The sequence below is a fragment of the Pseudomonas fluorescens genome (assembly GCF_040448305.1).
Lineage (GTDB): Bacteria > Pseudomonadota > Gammaproteobacteria > Pseudomonadales > Pseudomonadaceae > Aquipseudomonas > Aquipseudomonas fluorescens_BH.
Genome location: NZ_CP148752.1, coordinates 2,601,299 through 2,618,326, shown reverse-complemented (window position 1 = coordinate 2,618,326; position 17,028 = coordinate 2,601,299). Strand labels below are relative to the sequence as shown.

Genomic DNA, 17,028 nt, shown 5'->3' with positions numbered 1-17,028 from the left:
CACAGGCTCATGTTCCACAACAAAAGGCCCCCGGCGCGCCCTGCATCAGGAGTAGATGGCGCTAAATCACGAGGCCGGCGGCGCGGCCCACTGGTGTCCCCAATGGCTGCCACGGGTCGTTTCGAAAACCGTGTGATCGTTCTCCCAGTCCACAACCATGCCGCCGCAGCCGAACTCCAGGGCGAAGCCGCCCGGCGTCCAGACGTAGAACGAAACCATATCGTCGTTGACATGGCGTCCAAGCGTGGCCGCCAGCGGGACCTTGTGCCGGGCGATGCGGTCCAGCGCGCGACCCACATCATCGAGCCCGGGCACCTCCATCATGATGTGCACGCAGCCACTGGGCTGGGGCATCTCGGCCAGCGCCAGGCTGTGCTGGCGTGGGTTGCAGTGCAGGAAGTGGATGCGCGCCCGGTACTCGGGCGAGAGCTGGACATGCAGCATGTCGGACAGCTGGAATCCGCAGACGTCGGTCCAGAACTGCTTCGATTCTTCGAACTTCATCGACGGCAGCACCACGTGCCCCATACCCATGGGACCGGTGACGAAACGCTCGACGCCGACCGGCGAAACGAAGGGCGCGAAGTCCGAGATCGGTCCCCAGGTCACCTCTTGCCGGTTCCCGGACGGGTCCACGAAGGAAAACATCCCGGTGACGCAACGAAGATGTCGATCCAACGGTGTCGACTCGACGATCTCCACACCCGCCCTGACGAGCGATTCTCTCGACGCGAGATACTGCTCCTCGGAGGCAGTCTCCCAGCCCGCCGCATAAAGGCCGTCCCTCGCCCCCGGCACCACCAGGATGCGATAGCGGCGGCCATCGGCCTTCAGATACAGCGCGCCATCCTCGCCCGACTCTTCGGCCAGGCCGATAATCTGGCTGCCAAAGAAGCGCCACTTTTCGATATCAGTGGACTCGACTACCGCGTAAGCGAATTGATTGATGCTCATGAGCCTCTCCCTAATGATGTTTCTTGTTTTTCACCCAAACGTCAGCCGTCGAAGCTGACCGAGACCTTGTCGCTCAGTGGTCGAGCCTGGCAGGCCAGCACCCAGCCCTCGGCCAGATCGACGGCACTCAGCACCTCGTTGCTACGCATGCTCACCTCGCCCTCCGCCACCCGGCACATGCAGGCACTGCAGCGCCCCTCGCGACAGGAAAAGGGCGCACCGACCCCTGCCCCGAGCAAGGCATCCAGCAGATCGACATCCGGACTCCAGGGCAGCACGTGATGCTCGCCGTCGAGCTGCGCCATGAGTTCAACCCGTGGGCCGTCGGCTGCCGCTGCAGGGGCATCGGCCAGGACGCCGGGGTCGCTGCTCAGCGAAACAAAACGCTCGACATGAATCCGGCTGCGCTCCACGTTCAGGTCAAGCAGCGTCTGCTCCACGGCATCCATGAAGGGGCCGGGGCCACAGACGAAGGCGTACGCATCCAGGCGCCCGTGGCAGACGCCGGCCAGCTGCGCCGCTGTCGGCAACCCCTGAACTGACTCCAGCCAGTGCATGACCGTGAGGCGTTGCGGGTAAGCACGCCCCAGTTGCTGCAACTCATCGCGGAAGATCACCGAGCGCTCATCGCGGTTGGCGTAGAACAGCTGAACCCGACCGCTACCCTGGTGCAGGCAGGACTTGATAATCGACATCACCGGCGTGATGCCGCTGCCGCCGGCGAACAGCAGAAAATCGACATCCAGAGAAGCCGGACAGAACACCCCGGCTGGCGGCAATACCTCCAAGACGTCACCGGCGCGCAGGTTGTCGCAGATCCAGTTGGAACCCAGACCATCGCGTACACGCTTGATGGTGACCTTCAGTGCAGCGTCCACCGCCGGCGCACTAGCCAGCGAATAGCATCGGGCGATGCTCTGCCCCTGGACAGGGATGCGCAGAGTCAAGAACTGGCCCGGCTTGTAAGCGAATGCCCGCGGCTCCACGGGAGAGGCAAACACGATCGACTTGCTATCGTGCGTTTCCTCGATGACCTCGGCCACCTGGAGCCGGAGATAAAGGGACGTCGACATAACTTCAACTCTTGCGCTAGCAACGGAGACGAGCTCCATCACGTGCTCCCCGACTGGCGAGCACCCCCTGACTCAGCCGAGGAAATCCAGCACTTCCCGGTTGAAGTAGTCCGGTTCCTCGAGCATGAACCAGTGCCCGGAGCGGCCGGAGATCACCACCCGCACATCCTCGACCTGCTCCGCGACGATCAGGGCATGGCGCACCGGCAGGAAGTTGTCCTTCTGCCCCCACAGGCACAGCACTGGCATCTTCAGCTCGGCCAGGCGTTCGGTGAGCACCTCGACCTTTATCGTGGCGTACACCGCCAGGGGCTGTTCGAGCCAGATCGGCAGGCGCGAATCGATTACGTCCTCAGTGATCGTCTGCGGCGAGGCAACTATGTGATGCAGCAGCTCACGAAAGGACTCGCGATCGGTCTTGCGCCCCTGGATCAAGGCGCCCATGCAGCGCAGCCCGCTCATCTGGGCGGCCCATAATGCAGGCTCCTCGACCCCGCCCGGGCCCATTACCACGAGCTTGCTGATCTGCTGCGGGTAGGTCAGGCCGTACTGGAAGGCGATGGCCCCCCCCATGGAATTGCCGATCAGCACCGTACGGTGCACGTTCTTCTTGCTCAGCAGCTCGTGCAGCAGCTCCACTTGCAAGGTGGAGGTGTAGTGGATGTCTTGCGGCTTGTCCGAAAGCCCGTAACCCAGGAGATCCGGGATCAGCACGTGAAAGCCCTGCTCGGCGAAGAACGGGAAATTCAGGTGGAAGTTGCTGTAACCGCTCGCGCCTGGACCACTGCCGTGCAGGAAGACCAGCGTCGGGCGCTCCGCCGAGGCTTGGCCAACTTCGTGACAATGCAGGCGATAGGAATCACCGACCTCGATGAAATGGCCCACCGGAATCGGTGATCGAGAAGTTTCTGCTTGCAAGGACATAACCGTTCTCCACATGTTGTTATGGCCTGACTATGCTGCGGCAACCGCGCGCTGCGCATGATCCGCATGCAGTAGACGTTCAAATTTAGTTCGCTGCGAAAAGCCACCGGACAATGCCAGGAGCAGTTCATCGACGGCGGCTGCCAACCGGACAGGGAAGCCCTGCCCTGCTGGCCGATAACCTCGGGGACGGGATTTCGAGATGAAGGGATTGGTCATGGCAGCGGTGCGCGTGAGCGCGCGCACCGCGTCCTTGCCGATACTGCGAGGTGGTTGTATGCAGGCGGGCGCGGGCCGAAGTTGACGCCGTGTCGCCCCCGTCTACCCGCTAGCCCGCCGGGCTGGGAGTCGAAAGGCAGATCACCCCATTGAGCACCAGCCTGACCAGCTCCGCCTGCCGAGTCACCCCGGCTTTGGCGAAGATCGCGCGCAGGTGCGTGCGCGCGGTGTTACGCCGGATACCCAGCAACTCTGCCGCCTCGTCCAGCGACAGCCCGTTGGCCAGCTCCATCGCCAGGTTCGCTTCGGCGGGGGTGAACTCGAACACCTGGCGCATGATTTCACGCGGCGCCGTGGTTTGTGCATCCGGGTCACAGACGAAGATCATCCAGGCCGGGCGACCTTTACCTTCGGACCCCTCGCGCAGGGGGATGCTCCTGACCACCAGCCCCAGCTTGCGTTTGCCGGAAGCCCGGGAGATGGACATCACCTGCGCCGCCGGGCCCGCCGAGTTGATGAGCTCCTGGAGCATGCTGCGCTCGTTGCGGTAGTAGGCTTCCACACCATTTCCCGCCCGCTTCAGGCCATCGCTGTCATTGAGCAGCGACTGGGCCACATGGTTGCAGCGCAGCACCTTTTGATTCTCGTCGAGCACGATCGCACCAATGTGCAGCCGGTCCAGTGCCCCTTCGTACAACTCGCTCTGCGTCGCTTGGCACTCGAGCCGGGCCGCCAGGCTCAACGCCTTCCGGAAATGAGCAACCAGCTCGCGCAGGCGATCCTTGTCCACCTGGGTGAACGCGGGTTGCTCGGGCAGGCGGTACAGGCGGATACGGCACAAGGTGCCATTCTCGGAGACTATGTTGATGCCCAGGCCGTAACGCGCTCCGCCCTCGCCGATAATGCGCTGATAGAACTCCGAGGAAAGCCAATTGTCCGCCCCGAGGTGCTCATCGATAGTGAGCACCTGATCGATGGGTATCTCGAGAAACGGATCCTGAGTCCAGAAATGGGCACGATAGGCATGCTCGATTTCCGGATGGCGGGGATGGCAGACCAGAAAGCCAAGATCCGTGCTGGAAGATGGCCGAATCACCATGATCGCAGTGGACGACATATAGGCGCCCAGGTGCTGGGTCGTTTCGCGCCAAGGCTCTCGACCCAGTACCCCCTGGTAGATCGAGAGGATCATGCGACTCTGGTCGACAATCCCGAGCGCGGCTTCGACAGCCAGGTCCTCGGCCGTCAGCGCGGCCAGCTCCGGGCGGGGTATGGTAGAGGGAAGAGTGTTCAAAATTTCAATCAGGTCGAGTCTGGAGCTTGCGCCTGCACGAGGCATTTTCACGGCATGCATCTCATTAACCTCCTGTTATTGTTTTTGTTAGTTTGAAATTATTTACGCCTAACTGATCTTATGGTCAATCTGCCGCTGGTCGCCTCGCCAGGGTCGGGTCATTCGGTGCGTTCAGCACACAGCGCACTCCGTTGGGGTCATAGATACCCATGACGCAACGATTGCAACTGGTGCAACCGGACTGAGTCAGCTCACCACCCCCATCAACCGTGAGTGCCGCCATCGATTCGCAGGATCGCCCCATTGACGAAAGCGCCGTCGGCAGACGCCAGCATGGCAATCGCACCCGCCACCTCCTGAGGCTCACCCAGTTTTCGATCCGGGCGAGTCAGGTGCATGTACAGGGAGAGATCGGCTCCGGGCGGGAAGCTCTGCGCCTGAGCCGCCACCATAGGCGTGGCAATCCCGCCCGGCGCCACGGCGTTAACGCGTACACCACGCTTGATGTACTCGCGCGAGAGCGCCTGGGTCAGCGCTGCCACACCGCCCTTGCTGGCCGAGTAGGCGGCCATGTAGGCATGGCCGAAGAAGGCCGAGGTGGAGGCCGCGTTGACGATGTTGCCCTTGCTTTCCAGAAGGAAGGGCAAGGCTTCACGGCAGAAGAGGAAGGTACCGCCCAGGTTGGTCTGGACGACCCGCATGAAGTCTTCGAAGGAGGTGTCGGTGGTATGCGTGGAGCACAGCACCCCCGCCATGTTGACCAGCACATCCAGACTGCCGTGTTCCTGGGCGAAGTTCTGCACCGTGCTGCGCACCGCCTGTTCGTCGGTGATCGACAGCCTTGCCGCGAACGCCCGGCCACCCTTCTCCAGCGCATTGGCCTGCGCCAGGGTTTCCTGCAGGCCAGCCTCGTCGAGGTCAACGGCAAGCACCGTGCCCCCTTCGGACACCAGTCGGATCACGGTCGCCCGGCCAATACCGGACGCACCGCCGGTAACGATGATGTTCTTGTTCTGGAAGCGAGATGCAAGGGTCATAACAGGTACCTTGTTGTCATTGTTGACTTTGCCCGGGGAGCGACATCGCCCACCGGTTGCGAAACGTCTTGCTAGCGGCCGGTCAAGGCCGACTGACGCCCCGCTTCCTTGAGGGACTGTGCGGATCGTTCCGCGTCAGCTACGGCCTGCTCTGCAACCTTGTCGACCGCCGGCTGGCGAGTCTCACCACGCAGCAGGAAGTACGACAGCGCCGGAGTCAGCACGAGAACCCCGAGCATGTTCCAGAGAAACATGAAGGTCAGCAGGATGCCCATGTCGGCCTGGAACTTGATCGGCGAGAACACCCAGGTCAGCACACCGGTCGCCAGTGTCAAACCGACCAGTGCTACGACCTTGCCAGTAAAGCGCAGGGCGCCGGCATAGGCCTCTTCCAGACTCGCACCGCGCCGTTGCAGGGTCAGCTGTACGCTGATCAGGTAGAGGGCATAGTCCACGCCGGCGCCCACCCCCAGGGCAATGACCGGTAAGGTCGCGATCTTCACACCGATCCCCATTACCACCATGAGTGCTTCGCACAGCAGCGAAGTGATGATCAGCGGTATCAGCGCCACCAGCACAGCGCGCCAGCTGCGGAAAGCGATCAGGCAGAGCAGCACCACCGAAGCGTAGAGCAACAGCAGTACCGTCAGGCTGGCGTCGGCAACGACCTGATTGGTCGCGGCTTCGATGCCTGCAGGACCCGCCGCCAGCAGGAACTGGCGGTCGTCGCTGTTGTGTTTCACTGCAAAGGTTTTTACGGCGTCCACCACGCCCTGCAGCGTCCCGGCGCGGTGGTCGGACAGATAGGCGATGACCGGCGATACAGAACAGCTGAAGTTGGCCAGCTCCGGCGATTGCACGGATGCGATCTGTGAGGCCTGTGCCGCCACTTCATCCTGGCGCGGGATGCTCATCCACTTCGGGTTCGCCTCGCCATAGCTGGCATTGATGAAGCGCACGGAACTGGCCAGGCTGGCGACCGACTGCACGCCGGGTACGTCGCGCAACATCTGGGCGAGGCGGTCGAGCTCGGTCAGGGTCTCGAAGGTGGAGCAGCCGCCCGGCCTGGTCTTGACGATCACGGCGAACTGATCGGTGGAGCGGCCAAAACTCTGGTTGAAGAACGCCACGTCACGGTTGTAACGAGACTCGGGACGAAGCTCCGGTGCCCCGGCATCCAGATCGCCGATCTGCAGCCCGGAACGCACCTGGTAAGCGCCGATGCCCACCAGCAGCGACAGCAGTACCAGCACATGGGCATGTCCCGGTCTGGTGCATTTCACCATCCGCGTGCCGATGGCTTCGAAAAACCGGCCACCGCCTGCCCGCGCGCCCTCGACTTCGTTGCGTACGCTGCGCCGTGCCGCCGACTGGCTGACGCCCAGGTAGGAGAGCATCACTGGCACCATAATCAGCTGCGTGAAGATCAGCACGCAGACACCGATGCTGGTGGTAATGGCCAGGTCGCGGATCACCGGGATGTCGATCACCATCAGGACGGCGAAGCCGAAGACGTTGGCCAGCAGGGCCGACAGCCCGGCGATGAACAGGCGGCGAAAGGTATAGCGGGCGGCCACATACTTGTCGGTGCCACGGCCGATGTCCTGCATGATTCCGTTCATCTTCTGGGCGCCATGGGACATGCCAATAGCGAAGATCAGGAACGGTACCAGGATGGAGTAAGGATCGATTTGGTAACCCAGCAGCTGCATCAGACCGAGCAGCCAGACCACGCTGCCAAGCGAAGCCATCAGCAGCAGCAATGTGCTGCGCAGGCAGTGGGTGTAGCCAAAGATGATCAGCGCCACGATCACGGCTGAGGCGGCGAAGAAGCCCATGACCAGCGTCAGTCCGTCGATCAGGTCGCCCACCAGTTTGGCGAAGCCGATGATATGGACACGCACCTTGGGCTGGCCATCGGCACCAGGCACCTCGTACTGCCCACGAATCTCTTTCTCCAGGAAGGTCGCGAACTGCCGGTAGTCAAACGCGTCACCGGTGACCGGATCCTTGTCTATCAATGGCACCTGGATTACCGAGGAGCGCATGTCCAGGGACACCAGGTCGCCGATCAGGTTGCCGCGCAACACGTTCGCCTGCAGCTGCTGCAGCTGCTCAGGCGAACCGTCGTAGTCGTTAGGCATGACCGGGCCGCCTTCCATGCCAACCTCGGTGACCTCGTTCCAGCGTACCGCCGGCATCCACAGCGAACGCATCCAGGCGCGGTCAACCCCGGGCGCCAGGTTGATCTTGTCGTTGATCTCCTGGAGCGCCTGCAGGTAGGCGGGGTCATAGATGGACCCGCGCGGGTTCTCCACCATGACGCGTACGGAGTTGCCCAATGCCGCGAGGTCTATCTTGTTGTTCAGGTAGTTGCGGATGAACTCATGGGAGCTCGGCATCATTCGCTCGAAGCTCGCGTTGATGCGCAGGTCGGTGGCCTTGTAGCCCAGCAGCACCGTGAGAATAAAACATAGCAACACGAAGAACAGGCGATTGTTGAAGATCAGTCGCTCGATGAAGTTTCCGGAGCGGACATCGAACTGAGCGCGATCCTGCATTACCGGTGTCGCATTGTTATCCTGGGATTTGGCCATTTTGTCTTTCCTCTGAGTCAGGCCCGATTGAGCACGCGCTCCCCTTCCGGCCCGGCTCTACTTGAGATTCATGGTGGTGACGCCATTCAGGCCAACCAGTGCCAACTGGTGGTCGGACACCCCCACCACCCCGGAAAACAGGCTTGGGCGCTGGATGTCGAGTGCCGTGAAAGTGCCCCCTTGATCGCGGCTCATGGCTACCTGCGCGGACTGGCTGACCAGCACCACTCCTCGACCAGACAGGGCGGCACCGGCGACCACCCCGGTAGTTAAATCACTCTTCACCGGGGACCAGGTGTGCCCCTCATCGGCACTGCGGAACACATGGCCGCGCAGCCCATAGGCCAACAGCGCCCCCTGACCACCGGTGATACCGAACAGGGTGCCCTCGTAACCTGTCTGCAGAGCGCTGAAGCGACCCGTGCCGGGGTCCAGGCTCCAGACATGGCCACGCTCGCCGGTGATGAACAGTCGCCCGCCCACCTCGCCGATGGCGGTCAGGTGCAGCAGGTCGTTGTTGTCGATCCGGGTATTCCAGGGCTGCCAGGTCTTGCCGCCATCGTGGCTGCCGACGATCAGACCGAAGGGGCCGACGGCAAAGCCGTTGCTGCCAGACTCGTCGAACCACACGCCCATGAAGAACTGGCCGGGGCCCGGCCGGCTCATGGAGAGGATTGCGGACAGGTAGCTTTCGGCTTGCGCAGGCTCCAGGCCGGACTTGTTCTTGAAGTAATCGACAACCAGGGTCTCGAGCTGGCGCCCGTCGAGCTGCTTCGTCCAGGTCTCGCCGCCATCGCTGCTGTGGAGGATGACTGCGCCGTGGCCGACCGCCCAGCCGTGCTGCTCGTCGGCGAAATGCACCGCATTGAAGTCGACGCTGACCGGGACCTGCGCCTGGCGCCAAGTGCCTGCCTGGTCGTCGGAAAAAATGATCAGCCCGTTGTCGCCGACCGCGATCAGGCGCTTGCCGGTATTGACGATATCCCGCAGGGGTTTCTGCGCGGCCTGGAGTACCGTACTGGCCGGCTGATCAAGGGGATCGACGAAGCTCTTGGCGGTCACGGAGAGCGCGGACAGGGATAATGCCAGTGCCAGCATTGCCCCTGACGCCAGCTTCAGGCCCGTTGAGGTGATACCCGAACTGGCAAAGGCAGTCCTCTTTGCACACATGTTGTTCTCCGCAAGATCAAGTCTGCTGTTGTTATTGTTCAGCTTGCTGCTTTGCCCTTTGACCCGGCGACAGCCCGGTCAGGCATGACTTCAGTCTCGGGAAAAACCTGCTGCCCGGCATGCCCCATCTGTAGTAGGCCTTGAAAAAAAACGCGTATTGGTCAACCGGGCGAATGGAAACTGGAAAGACCGTCCAGGCGCAGGCCCGCGGCACGGGTAGATACGATGAGCCCGGCCAGGCGGCGCACATAAAAAAGCGACACCGGCCGGTGTCGCTGAGGAGGTGACGGGGTGTGGCACCGGATGTCGATGCCACCGCGCATTCAACGAATGCCGCTGCCCGCCATGGAGTCCGGTGTCATCTTGCTGTTGGGCCAGCGCGGAATACGAATGTAACCAGAACCACCCGCCAGATGCATGGAGCTGCCGTACTGCCCCTTTCCCAAGTCGTAGATGATCATCGGCGTGTTAGGCACGGACTTGGTATTCCAGTCGTAGGTCAGGAGGCCCTGGGCTGAACGCATCATCTTCCCGGCCTGGTCGTAGCCCTCGTAGAGAACGATCGACCAGCTGTCCTCATCCACGTAGAACACCTTCTTACTCTGTGCATGGCGCATTCCCGGCTTCAGCGTCGCCTCTACTACCCAGACACGATGGGGTTCCCAGCGAACCAGATCAGGGTTGGCAAACTGCTTGCCATAGGCCAGCTCGGGCGAGCTATGCATGATGAACTTGTAGTTGTTGTACGGAACCAGCATCTCTTTCTTGCCAACCAGCTTGAAGTCGAAGCGGTCCAGTTGCCCCTCCCACATCCCGAGCTCGTCGAAAAAATACGCCCCGCCGGCCATGGCCATCGGGATGTCGTAGCCGAAGTCCGGAGTCAGGCGCACACGACGCTGCCCCTGGTTGTAGATCCAGTTCTTGTTGCGCCCATCCTTCTTGAAGTTCGTCACCATATAGTTGAGCGACTTTTCACCCACGCTGCGCGGCGGACCGATATAGGTGCTCAGACGGCGCTGGAAGTACTGGGCAGGTTCATCCGGGCGCTCGTGATAAGGCGACTCCGTATAGTTCTCCAACTCATGGGTCATGACGCGATTACCCGACGAGTCGATCAGATAACCCGAGAACGTGGAGCGATAGGCCGGTCCGTAGTAGCGCAGGTTGTGATTCCAGATCACCTCGGCGCCGCTCTTGGGAATCGGGAACGGATAGCCCCCCATGGCGCCGTTCAGATCGGAGCCGTCGCTCGTGTTCTGCACGCGGGTGGCGTTTTTGGCGGTGTCTTCCTTCAGCCAATCGGGGAAGTCGACTACCCGATGACTCTTATAGACCTCGACCTTGAAGTCCGGCCAGCGGGAGAGCAGCACCTTGGTGCCCTCGCTGAGCTTGTCCGCATACTGCGCCATGTTGGCCGCACTGATGCTGTACTGCGGTTTTTCGCCGGGAAAGGGATCGGGGTAGATCCCGCCCGCCTGGGGCATGTCCGGCCCCTTCCAGTTCGGCGTCCAGGCCGGAATGCTGCCATCGGCACTTCCCGCCCGCTCGGCGCCGATACCGGTCAGTTTGTCACCACCGAGCTGCGCGGCTTCCTCGGTGGAAACAGTGGCCAGAGCAGACATCGACAGCGGCAGGGACAACGCAAATGACAAGGCGACTTGACTGATTTTCATCTTTTTCTCCTCTTTGGGCGCGCCCCCACGAGCACGCGCAACCCCTCCCGCCCCGCCGGGGCGCAAGGACCTTACAGACTGGTTTGGAAAGTCAGGGTGATACGACCGCGGTCCGTACTGCCCATCGCACCGAGGCGCTCTTCGGCATCTCCGGCATCCGAGTAGAGGAGGCCAACCTTGTACCGCATGTTGATGTCGGCAGTGACGCCGGTCGACCAGGCATATGCGCGCTCCGCAGACCCTGTCGGGACCGGTGAATTGCCGTGCAGGCCGTAGCCGGCCAAGATCAGGCTGCCGGTCAGGTCGACGCCAGGCAGTACCTGCAACCAGGTTGGCAGCAGGATCAACGAGAAGCTGCTGGCGTCGCGACTGCCGCAGCCAGGGCCGTCCAGGTCGTCGACACACTCGTTGTAGACAGATTGATTGTGCGTCACCTTGTCCAGATAGGTGTAGGAGAGCTCCGCAACCACGACCCCGGTGTCGTACAACGGCAACACTGGCATCGACGCCTGGGTATTGAGCAGGGCATGCCAGGTATTGCCGGTCGCACCGTCGAGGCTGCCATTTGGCAGCGGCCCCCCGGTGCTATCCAGCGCAGTGCCACGGCGATAGGAAACCTCTGCCCCCCAACTGATGTCCTGCCAACTGAAGTTGGTGAAGGCGCCGAAAAGGTCGACACCACGGTTGTACACCTGATGGAAGCGCAGGCCAGTGATTTCGCTCGGGTCAACCGCGAAATTGACCGGCCACGGCTGCATCTCGTCCAGATGGCGATACACCAGACCGACGGTGCCGCCGTACCAGTCCGGACTCAGGCTCAACTGCATGCCAAAATTGCCGTTCTGCTTGTCATCAGGTTCGATGATGTTGCCCTGGTTGATGTAGATATTGCCGAAGCCGGGCGCGGAAGCCACAAATATCCGGCCATCGTCGTCATACAAAAAGTCTGGTCCGCCCAGGAAGGTACCGCCCTCGCTCTGCCGGTTCGGCTTCCAATCCAGGTGGTAGTAGCCGGACAGGGAAACCGTGTCACTCAGTTGGCTCTGGAACGACAGCTGCGGTAGCGGCAAAGCCAGCTCCTTCGGCGAAGCTCCGGGGATCTCCGCCCCCTTCTGGAAGTTGGCCGGCTGCTGGCTCCAGGAAATCGCGTCACTGCCATTGACCTGGGATACGCCCCAAATCAGCGCGTACTGGCCTGCCTTCACCGACACAGGGATGCTGCCCAGATTGAAGGTACCGAACACGAATGCGTCGAGAATCTCGCCAGACGGGCCGTTGTAGTATCGCTGCGCCTGCCGCGAAAGCTTGCCGTCGGCGTAAGCGGAGATCCCTGGCAGGTCGGGATTGCCCTTCAGGTCATGATCGTCGTAAGCGTTGTCGTACCAACCCGTGGCACTGACGCGAACGCCATAATCGCCCTTGTAGATGACGTCCATCTCGGTCAGCACATCGAGGCGCCGCTTCCACATATCGCCGCTGTGGGTGGAGTAATCAGACTGTTGGTTGGTGGGATCGTCGCCGATATGCGAGTCGATCGACTCCGCGCGCCACCCAAGCCCAAGACGCAAGTCCGTGGTCCAGTTGATCTGCAGGTCGGGATTGCCGGTATCGATGGATATGGCATGGGTCAAGGGGCTGGCCACTGCACCGAGCAACAGCATCGGCGCCAATAGCCTGCGACCACCAAGGGTCGCAGCCTTCTCTGTCTTGTGCATGTTGTGCTCCGCAAGTCCAAGTCTGGTTTTGTTTTTTGTTCAACTTGTCCTGATGACAGCCCTGGCCGGTTCCCCGGGCCGCGACTTCGGAGCCAGTTTCAACACAACGACCCAGTGCCAACATCAACCGTTTGCAGTAGCCAATAAAATAAATTCTCCCCGCATGTCTGCATCGTGCTCAACGAATGAGCTCATCTACTGCATACGGTTGATGATTACGTAGAGGCATCGCGATCAACCTATGTGCATCGAAGCAGCGCCACCGAAAACCGGCGGCGGCCTTCGCTCCCCAGAACAGGAAAGCGCCCCCGATGGCGCGTGACAACGGAGATCGCATGCCATGAATGCATTCGTCGAGGACAAGCACTGCGCGGTCCTGGTGGTCGGTTCCGGGGCGGGCGCCCTGCTCGCCGCCAACCGTGCCCATGACCTCGGGCTGAAGGTCATCGTCATTGAGAAGAGTGATCGCTACGGCGGTACCTCCGCGTTGTCCGGGGGCGGCATCTGGATCCCCAACAACTCAGGAATCCAGGGGCAGGACAACTACGAACAGGCGCTGACCTACTTCAGGGCCTGCACCAAGGGTCGGGTCCCGGAAGGGAAGCTTCGTGCCTATCTCGACTCGGCACCGGAAATGGTCGAGTACATGCGCCAGCAAATCGGGGTGAAGTACAACGCCGTCACCGGCTACGCCGATTACTGCCAGCACCTGCCGGGCGCCTCGGACAACGGCCGCACCATGTTCGTCGAGCCAGTGGATGCCGGAGTGCTGGGAGATGACTTCTTTGCCCTGCGTGAAGCCGACATGGGCGCCAAACTGTTCGGTCGCATCGCTCTGGACTACTACGACGGCCAATTGCTGGGCGCCCGCGCCACGGGCTGGAAGCGCAAGATTTTCTCACTGATCTGGAACTACTGGTCGGACATCGGCTGGCGCCTGAAGACCCGCCGTGATCGGCGCGTCACCATGGGCAGCGCCCTCATCGCCGGTCTGCGCATCGGTCTGCAGGAACGCGGGGTTGAGCTGCTGCTCAACACCCGCCTGGAGCATTTCATTGTCGAGAATGGCGTCGTCCAGGGAGCGGTCGTCAGCCAGAACTGCAACGAGTACCGCATCCTGGCCAGCCGGGCGGTGATCGTCGCATCCGGCGGTTTCGAACAGAGCCAGCCGCTGCGCACCGCCCACCTGCCGGGCCAGACACTGGTGGAGTGGAGCGTGACGCCCATGCACAACAACACCGGCGATGCGCTGATTGCCGGCCAGAACATCGGCGCGGACACCGAGTTCCTCCACGAAGCCTGGTGGGCGCCGACCGTACGCATCCCGGCGGCGGACACGCCGAACGTGAACATGCGCAGTGCGCTTTTCATCGAACGCAGCTACGCCCACAGCCTCTGCGTCAATCGCCAGGGCCGGCGCTTCGCCAACGAGGCCATGTCCTATAACGACTTCGGCCACGCGATGATCAAGGACGGCGCCAGCACCGGCGCAAATACACCCTGCTGGTTCATCTTCGATGCCAACTATCGCAAGAAGAACATCCTCGGCCGGATCATGCCCGGCTCGATCATGCCGGACGCAAGCCTGCCTCCCGAGTGGTGGGACAGTGTGCTCTACCGCGCCGGTTCCATTGGCGAACTGGCCCACAAGATCGCTATCGATCCCGCCACCCTGGAAAATACAGTGTCGGTCTTCAACGATTACACCAAGACCGGCGTCGACCTCGATTTCAATCGCGGTCACCACAGCTTCGACCGCTTCTACTGCGACCCCCGGCACCAGCCGAATCCGAGTTTGGGCGCGCTCGACCGGGCGCCCTATTACGCGATTCGCGTCGACCTCGGCGACCTCGGCACCAAGGGCGGCCTGAAAGTCGATCGCGACGCCAACGTACTGGACGTCGAGGGTCGCCCGATCCCCGGCCTCTACGCCATCGGCAACGCCTCGGGCGCGGTGACGGCGGACTCCTATCCCGGCGCGGGCGGCACACTCGGCCCCGCTCTCACATTCGGCTACCGCGCGGCCAACCACATTGCCCGCTCCACGCAATTCGCAGCCACCACGCCGTCTGTGGCCCGCGTCTAGTACTGCATTTGCGGCATGACACCCAGGCCAGGGCTCATGAAAAATGAGTCCGGCATGGGCAACAAGTACCAGATACCTCGCAGTCGCCCCATCCACGACTCAAAGAAGGAGCCCACCCGTGCTCGCGCTATTCAACGACGAACAGCAGATGTTTGAAAACTCGGCCAAACGCCTGGCGCAGTCCATTGGCATCGCCAACCCGCATGATCTCCAGACCCGCGACGCCCAACGGGACTGGCAGAAACTCACCGAAGTGGGCCTGCTCGGCCTGCGCATGCGTGACAACGGCACGCCCCTCGCCTCCGGCGTGGAAGTCATGATCGCCGCCCAGGCCCTGGGCGAAACCCTGGTCCCCCAGCCCTTCGCCTCAGCCGTACTGGCCAGCGAGCTGCTCGCCCAGGCAGACGCTCCGTACGAACTGATTGAAGAACTCGCCGCCGGTGAAACCCGCTATGCGCTGCTGCTGGACCGCACTCTGGAGCGTCTGGCCGCCCCCGACGAAGTCGGCTGCATCGCCTGGGATTGCGAAGGCGCCGACTATGCCCTGGGCCTGGCCGATGGCCGCCTGGTGCGTATCAGCCTGCAACAGGGTTTTGCTGCGGGCCACGCCCCGGCCGACCTGACCCGCGCCGTATTGCACCTTCGCACTGCGCATGACGCAGCGCAGGTGCTCGGCCAACCGATAGACGCCGACGCCCTCAAACGCTGGTACGCCCTGGCCCTGACCACCGTGGCGGCGGACATCGTCGGCGCACTCAACGGCGCCCATGCCGGTGCAGTGGCCTACACCAAGGAGCGCGTGCAGTACGGGGCACTGATCGGCAGCTTCCAGGCCATCCAGCACCTGTGCGCGGAAATGCTCGTCCAGGCCCAGGCCGCCCACAGCATTACCTGCTACGCCGCCTGGGCGGTGGACCAACTGGACGCCGACGAGGCACTGCTGGCCGCCCGCACCGCCAAGGCCTACGCCTCTTCCGTGGCACTGCCGGTGACCGAAGCGGTGATGCAGGTCTACGGCGGCATCGGCCAGACCTGGGAGCACATCGCCCACGTCTACACCCGCCGCGCCCTGCTCGACGCCCGACTGTTCGGCGGCGAGTCCCATCAATTGCAGCAGATCGCCGACGCCCGACTGGGAGCACGCTGAATGGACTACCGAGATACCCCCGAAGAGGCCGGATTCCGCCTCGAACTGCGCGAGTGGTTCAAGCACAACACTCCCGCCAACTGGCGCGAAGTCACCGACCCGCAAGGCCTGCGCGTGCTAAGCAAGAGCTGGCACAAGGCACTCTACGCCAGCGGCTACATCGGCCTGAACTGGCCGAAGGAGTACGGTGGCCAGGGGCTGTCCGCAACTTTCGACGCCATTCTCAATGACGAAGCGGGCCGCGCCGATTCGCCTCGCCTGCCGGCGATGGTGAACTACCTTGGGCGGGCGATCTTCACCTACGGTACCGAGGAGCAGAAGCAACACTTTCTGCCCACCCTGCTCAGTGGCGAGGTGCAGTGGTGCCAGGGTTTCAGCGAACCCGGTGCCGGCTCCGACCTGGCCTCGCTGCGCACCCGCGCCGAGCAGGACGGCGACCACTACGTGGTCAACGGCCAGAAAATGTGGACCAGCGGCGCACTGCAGGCCGACTGGTGCCTGCTGCTGGCACGCACCGACAGCAATGCGGCCAAGCACAAGGGCATCTCCTGCCTGCTGACCCCGCTCGATGCACCCGGCATCACCGTCAAGCCGATCGTATTGCACAGCGGCGAACCGGAAACCGCCGAGGTGTTCTTCGATGATGTGCGCATTCCTGCGAGCCAGCGCATCGGCGCGCCAGGCGACGGCTGGCGCATCGCGATGACGACGGTGTCCTACGAACGTGGCGCTTCCGACACCGGCTCGATTTCCGCGCTGCGTCGCCAACTGCACGAGATCGAACAGATCGCCGCCGAACGCGGCCTGCTCGCCGATACCAGCACCCGCCATAAGCTGGCGCGCGCCCATGTGGACATCGAAGCGCTGAGCCTGAACGTGGCGCAGCAACTGTCGCTGCGCCTGGCCGGACGCGACCCGGGGCCGGAAGGCTCAGTGGGCAAGCTGCTCTGGTCCAAGGCCGCCCAGTACACCCTGCATGTCGCGCTCGACGTACTCGGCGCCGACGCCCTGACCGGCAATGCCCCCCGCTGGCTGGCCGAGTACTTCACCTCGCGCCCGGTCAGCGTCTACGGCGGGTCCTCGCAAATCCAGAAGAACATCCTCGCCCGCATGCTCGACATGCCGCGCTGACCACAAGG

At 62.6% G+C, this 17,028-nt stretch carries 12 protein-coding genes; 3 read left to right on the top strand and 9 right to left on the bottom strand.

Features of this window, described 5'->3' with window-relative positions:
* Positions 1–66: 66 nt before the first annotated feature.
* The 9 genes from WHX55_RS11885 to WHX55_RS11845 form a co-directional block, all read right to left on the bottom strand.
* Entirely contained in the window at positions 67–954 is an 888-nt protein-coding gene (locus WHX55_RS11885) for a VOC family protein (RefSeq protein ID WP_353742686.1), read from the bottom strand.
* A 41-nt stretch (positions 955–995) separates the two neighbouring features.
* The gene (locus WHX55_RS11880; protein WP_353742685.1) at positions 996–2,027 is read right to left on the bottom strand and encodes a ferredoxin--NADP reductase; all 1,032 of its coding nucleotides are present in this window, start codon (positions 2,025–2,027) and stop codon (positions 996–998) included.
* 72 nt (positions 2,028–2,099) lie between these two features.
* A complete protein-coding gene (locus WHX55_RS11875) occupies positions 2,100–2,951 on the bottom strand; it encodes an alpha/beta hydrolase (RefSeq protein ID WP_353742684.1) in 852 nt (283 codons plus the stop codon).
* A gap of 328 nt (positions 2,952–3,279) precedes the next feature.
* The gene (locus WHX55_RS11870) at positions 3,280–4,524 is read right to left on the bottom strand and encodes a helix-turn-helix transcriptional regulator (protein ID WP_353742683.1); all 1,245 of its coding nucleotides are present in this window, start codon (positions 4,522–4,524) and stop codon (positions 3,280–3,282) included.
* Positions 4,525–4,727: 203 nt separating this feature from the next.
* Positions 4,728–5,501, bottom strand: coding sequence for an SDR family oxidoreductase (locus WHX55_RS11865; protein ID WP_353742682.1), 774 nt, complete (start codon positions 5,499–5,501; stop codon positions 4,728–4,730).
* A gap of 71 nt (positions 5,502–5,572) precedes the next feature.
* Complete coding sequence (locus tag WHX55_RS11860; protein ID WP_353742681.1) at positions 5,573–8,098, bottom strand: MMPL family transporter; 2,526 nt, start codon at positions 8,096–8,098, stop codon at positions 5,573–5,575.
* A gap of 57 nt (positions 8,099–8,155) precedes the next feature.
* Complete coding sequence (locus WHX55_RS11855) at positions 8,156–9,268, bottom strand: YCF48-related protein (protein WP_353742680.1); 1,113 nt, start codon at positions 9,266–9,268, stop codon at positions 8,156–8,158.
* Positions 9,269–9,591: 323 nt separating this feature from the next.
* The gene (locus tag WHX55_RS11850; RefSeq protein ID WP_353742679.1) at positions 9,592–10,941 is read right to left on the bottom strand and encodes a DUF1329 domain-containing protein; all 1,350 of its coding nucleotides are present in this window, start codon (positions 10,939–10,941) and stop codon (positions 9,592–9,594) included.
* A gap of 71 nt (positions 10,942–11,012) precedes the next feature.
* Positions 11,013–12,656 carry a DUF1302 family protein gene (locus tag WHX55_RS11845; protein ID WP_353742678.1) on the bottom strand — a complete coding sequence of 548 codons (1,644 nt, stop codon included), beginning with the start codon at positions 12,654–12,656 and terminating at the stop codon, positions 11,013–11,015.
* A 340-nt stretch (positions 12,657–12,996) separates the two neighbouring features.
* Here WHX55_RS11845 and WHX55_RS11840 point away from each other — a divergent pair, with 340 nt between their 5' ends.
* The 3 genes from WHX55_RS11840 (at position 12,997) to WHX55_RS11830 (ending at position 17,020) form a co-directional block, all read left to right on the top strand.
* On the top strand, positions 12,997–14,742 hold the full coding sequence (locus tag WHX55_RS11840; protein ID WP_353742677.1) for an FAD-dependent oxidoreductase: 1,746 nt from the start codon (positions 12,997–12,999) through the stop codon (positions 14,740–14,742).
* Between the two features lie 118 nt (positions 14,743–14,860).
* Positions 14,861–15,889, top strand: a complete 1,029-nt coding sequence (locus WHX55_RS11835; RefSeq protein WP_353742676.1) for an acyl-CoA dehydrogenase family protein — start codon at positions 14,861–14,863, stop codon at positions 15,887–15,889.
* Entirely contained in the window at positions 15,890–17,020 is a 1,131-nt protein-coding gene (locus WHX55_RS11830) for an acyl-CoA dehydrogenase family protein (protein ID WP_353742675.1), read from the top strand. It begins immediately after the preceding gene.
* Positions 17,021–17,028 lie beyond the last annotated feature (8 nt).

Coding starts and splice junctions, on each gene's coding strand:
- WHX55_RS11875 (WP_353742684.1), bottom strand. CDS start 2,951: ATGTCCTTGCAAGCAGAAACTTCTCGATCACCGATTCCGGTGGGCCAT.
- WHX55_RS11870 (WP_353742683.1), bottom strand. CDS start 4,524: ATGCATGCCGTGAAAATGCCTCGTGCAGGCGCAAGCTCCAGACTCGAC.
- WHX55_RS11865 (WP_353742682.1), bottom strand. CDS start 5,501: ATGACCCTTGCATCTCGCTTCCAGAACAAGAACATCATCGTTACCGGC.
- WHX55_RS11850 (WP_353742679.1), bottom strand. CDS start 10,941: ATGAAAATCAGTCAAGTCGCCTTGTCATTTGCGTTGTCCCTGCCGCTG.
- WHX55_RS11830 (WP_353742675.1), top strand. CDS start 15,890: ATGGACTACCGAGATACCCCCGAAGAGGCCGGATTCCGCCTCGAACTG.
- WHX55_RS11840 (WP_353742677.1), top strand. CDS start 12,997: ATGAATGCATTCGTCGAGGACAAGCACTGCGCGGTCCTGGTGGTCGGT.
- WHX55_RS11855 (WP_353742680.1), bottom strand. CDS start 9,268: ATGTGTGCAAAGAGGACTGCCTTTGCCAGTTCGGGTATCACCTCAACG.
- WHX55_RS11860 (WP_353742681.1), bottom strand. CDS start 8,098: ATGGCCAAATCCCAGGATAACAATGCGACACCGGTAATGCAGGATCGC.
- WHX55_RS11880 (WP_353742685.1), bottom strand. CDS start 2,027: ATGTCGACGTCCCTTTATCTCCGGCTCCAGGTGGCCGAGGTCATCGAG.
- WHX55_RS11885 (WP_353742686.1), bottom strand. CDS start 954: ATGAGCATCAATCAATTCGCTTACGCGGTAGTCGAGTCCACTGATATC.
- WHX55_RS11845 (WP_353742678.1), bottom strand. CDS start 12,656: ATGCACAAGACAGAGAAGGCTGCGACCCTTGGTGGTCGCAGGCTATTG.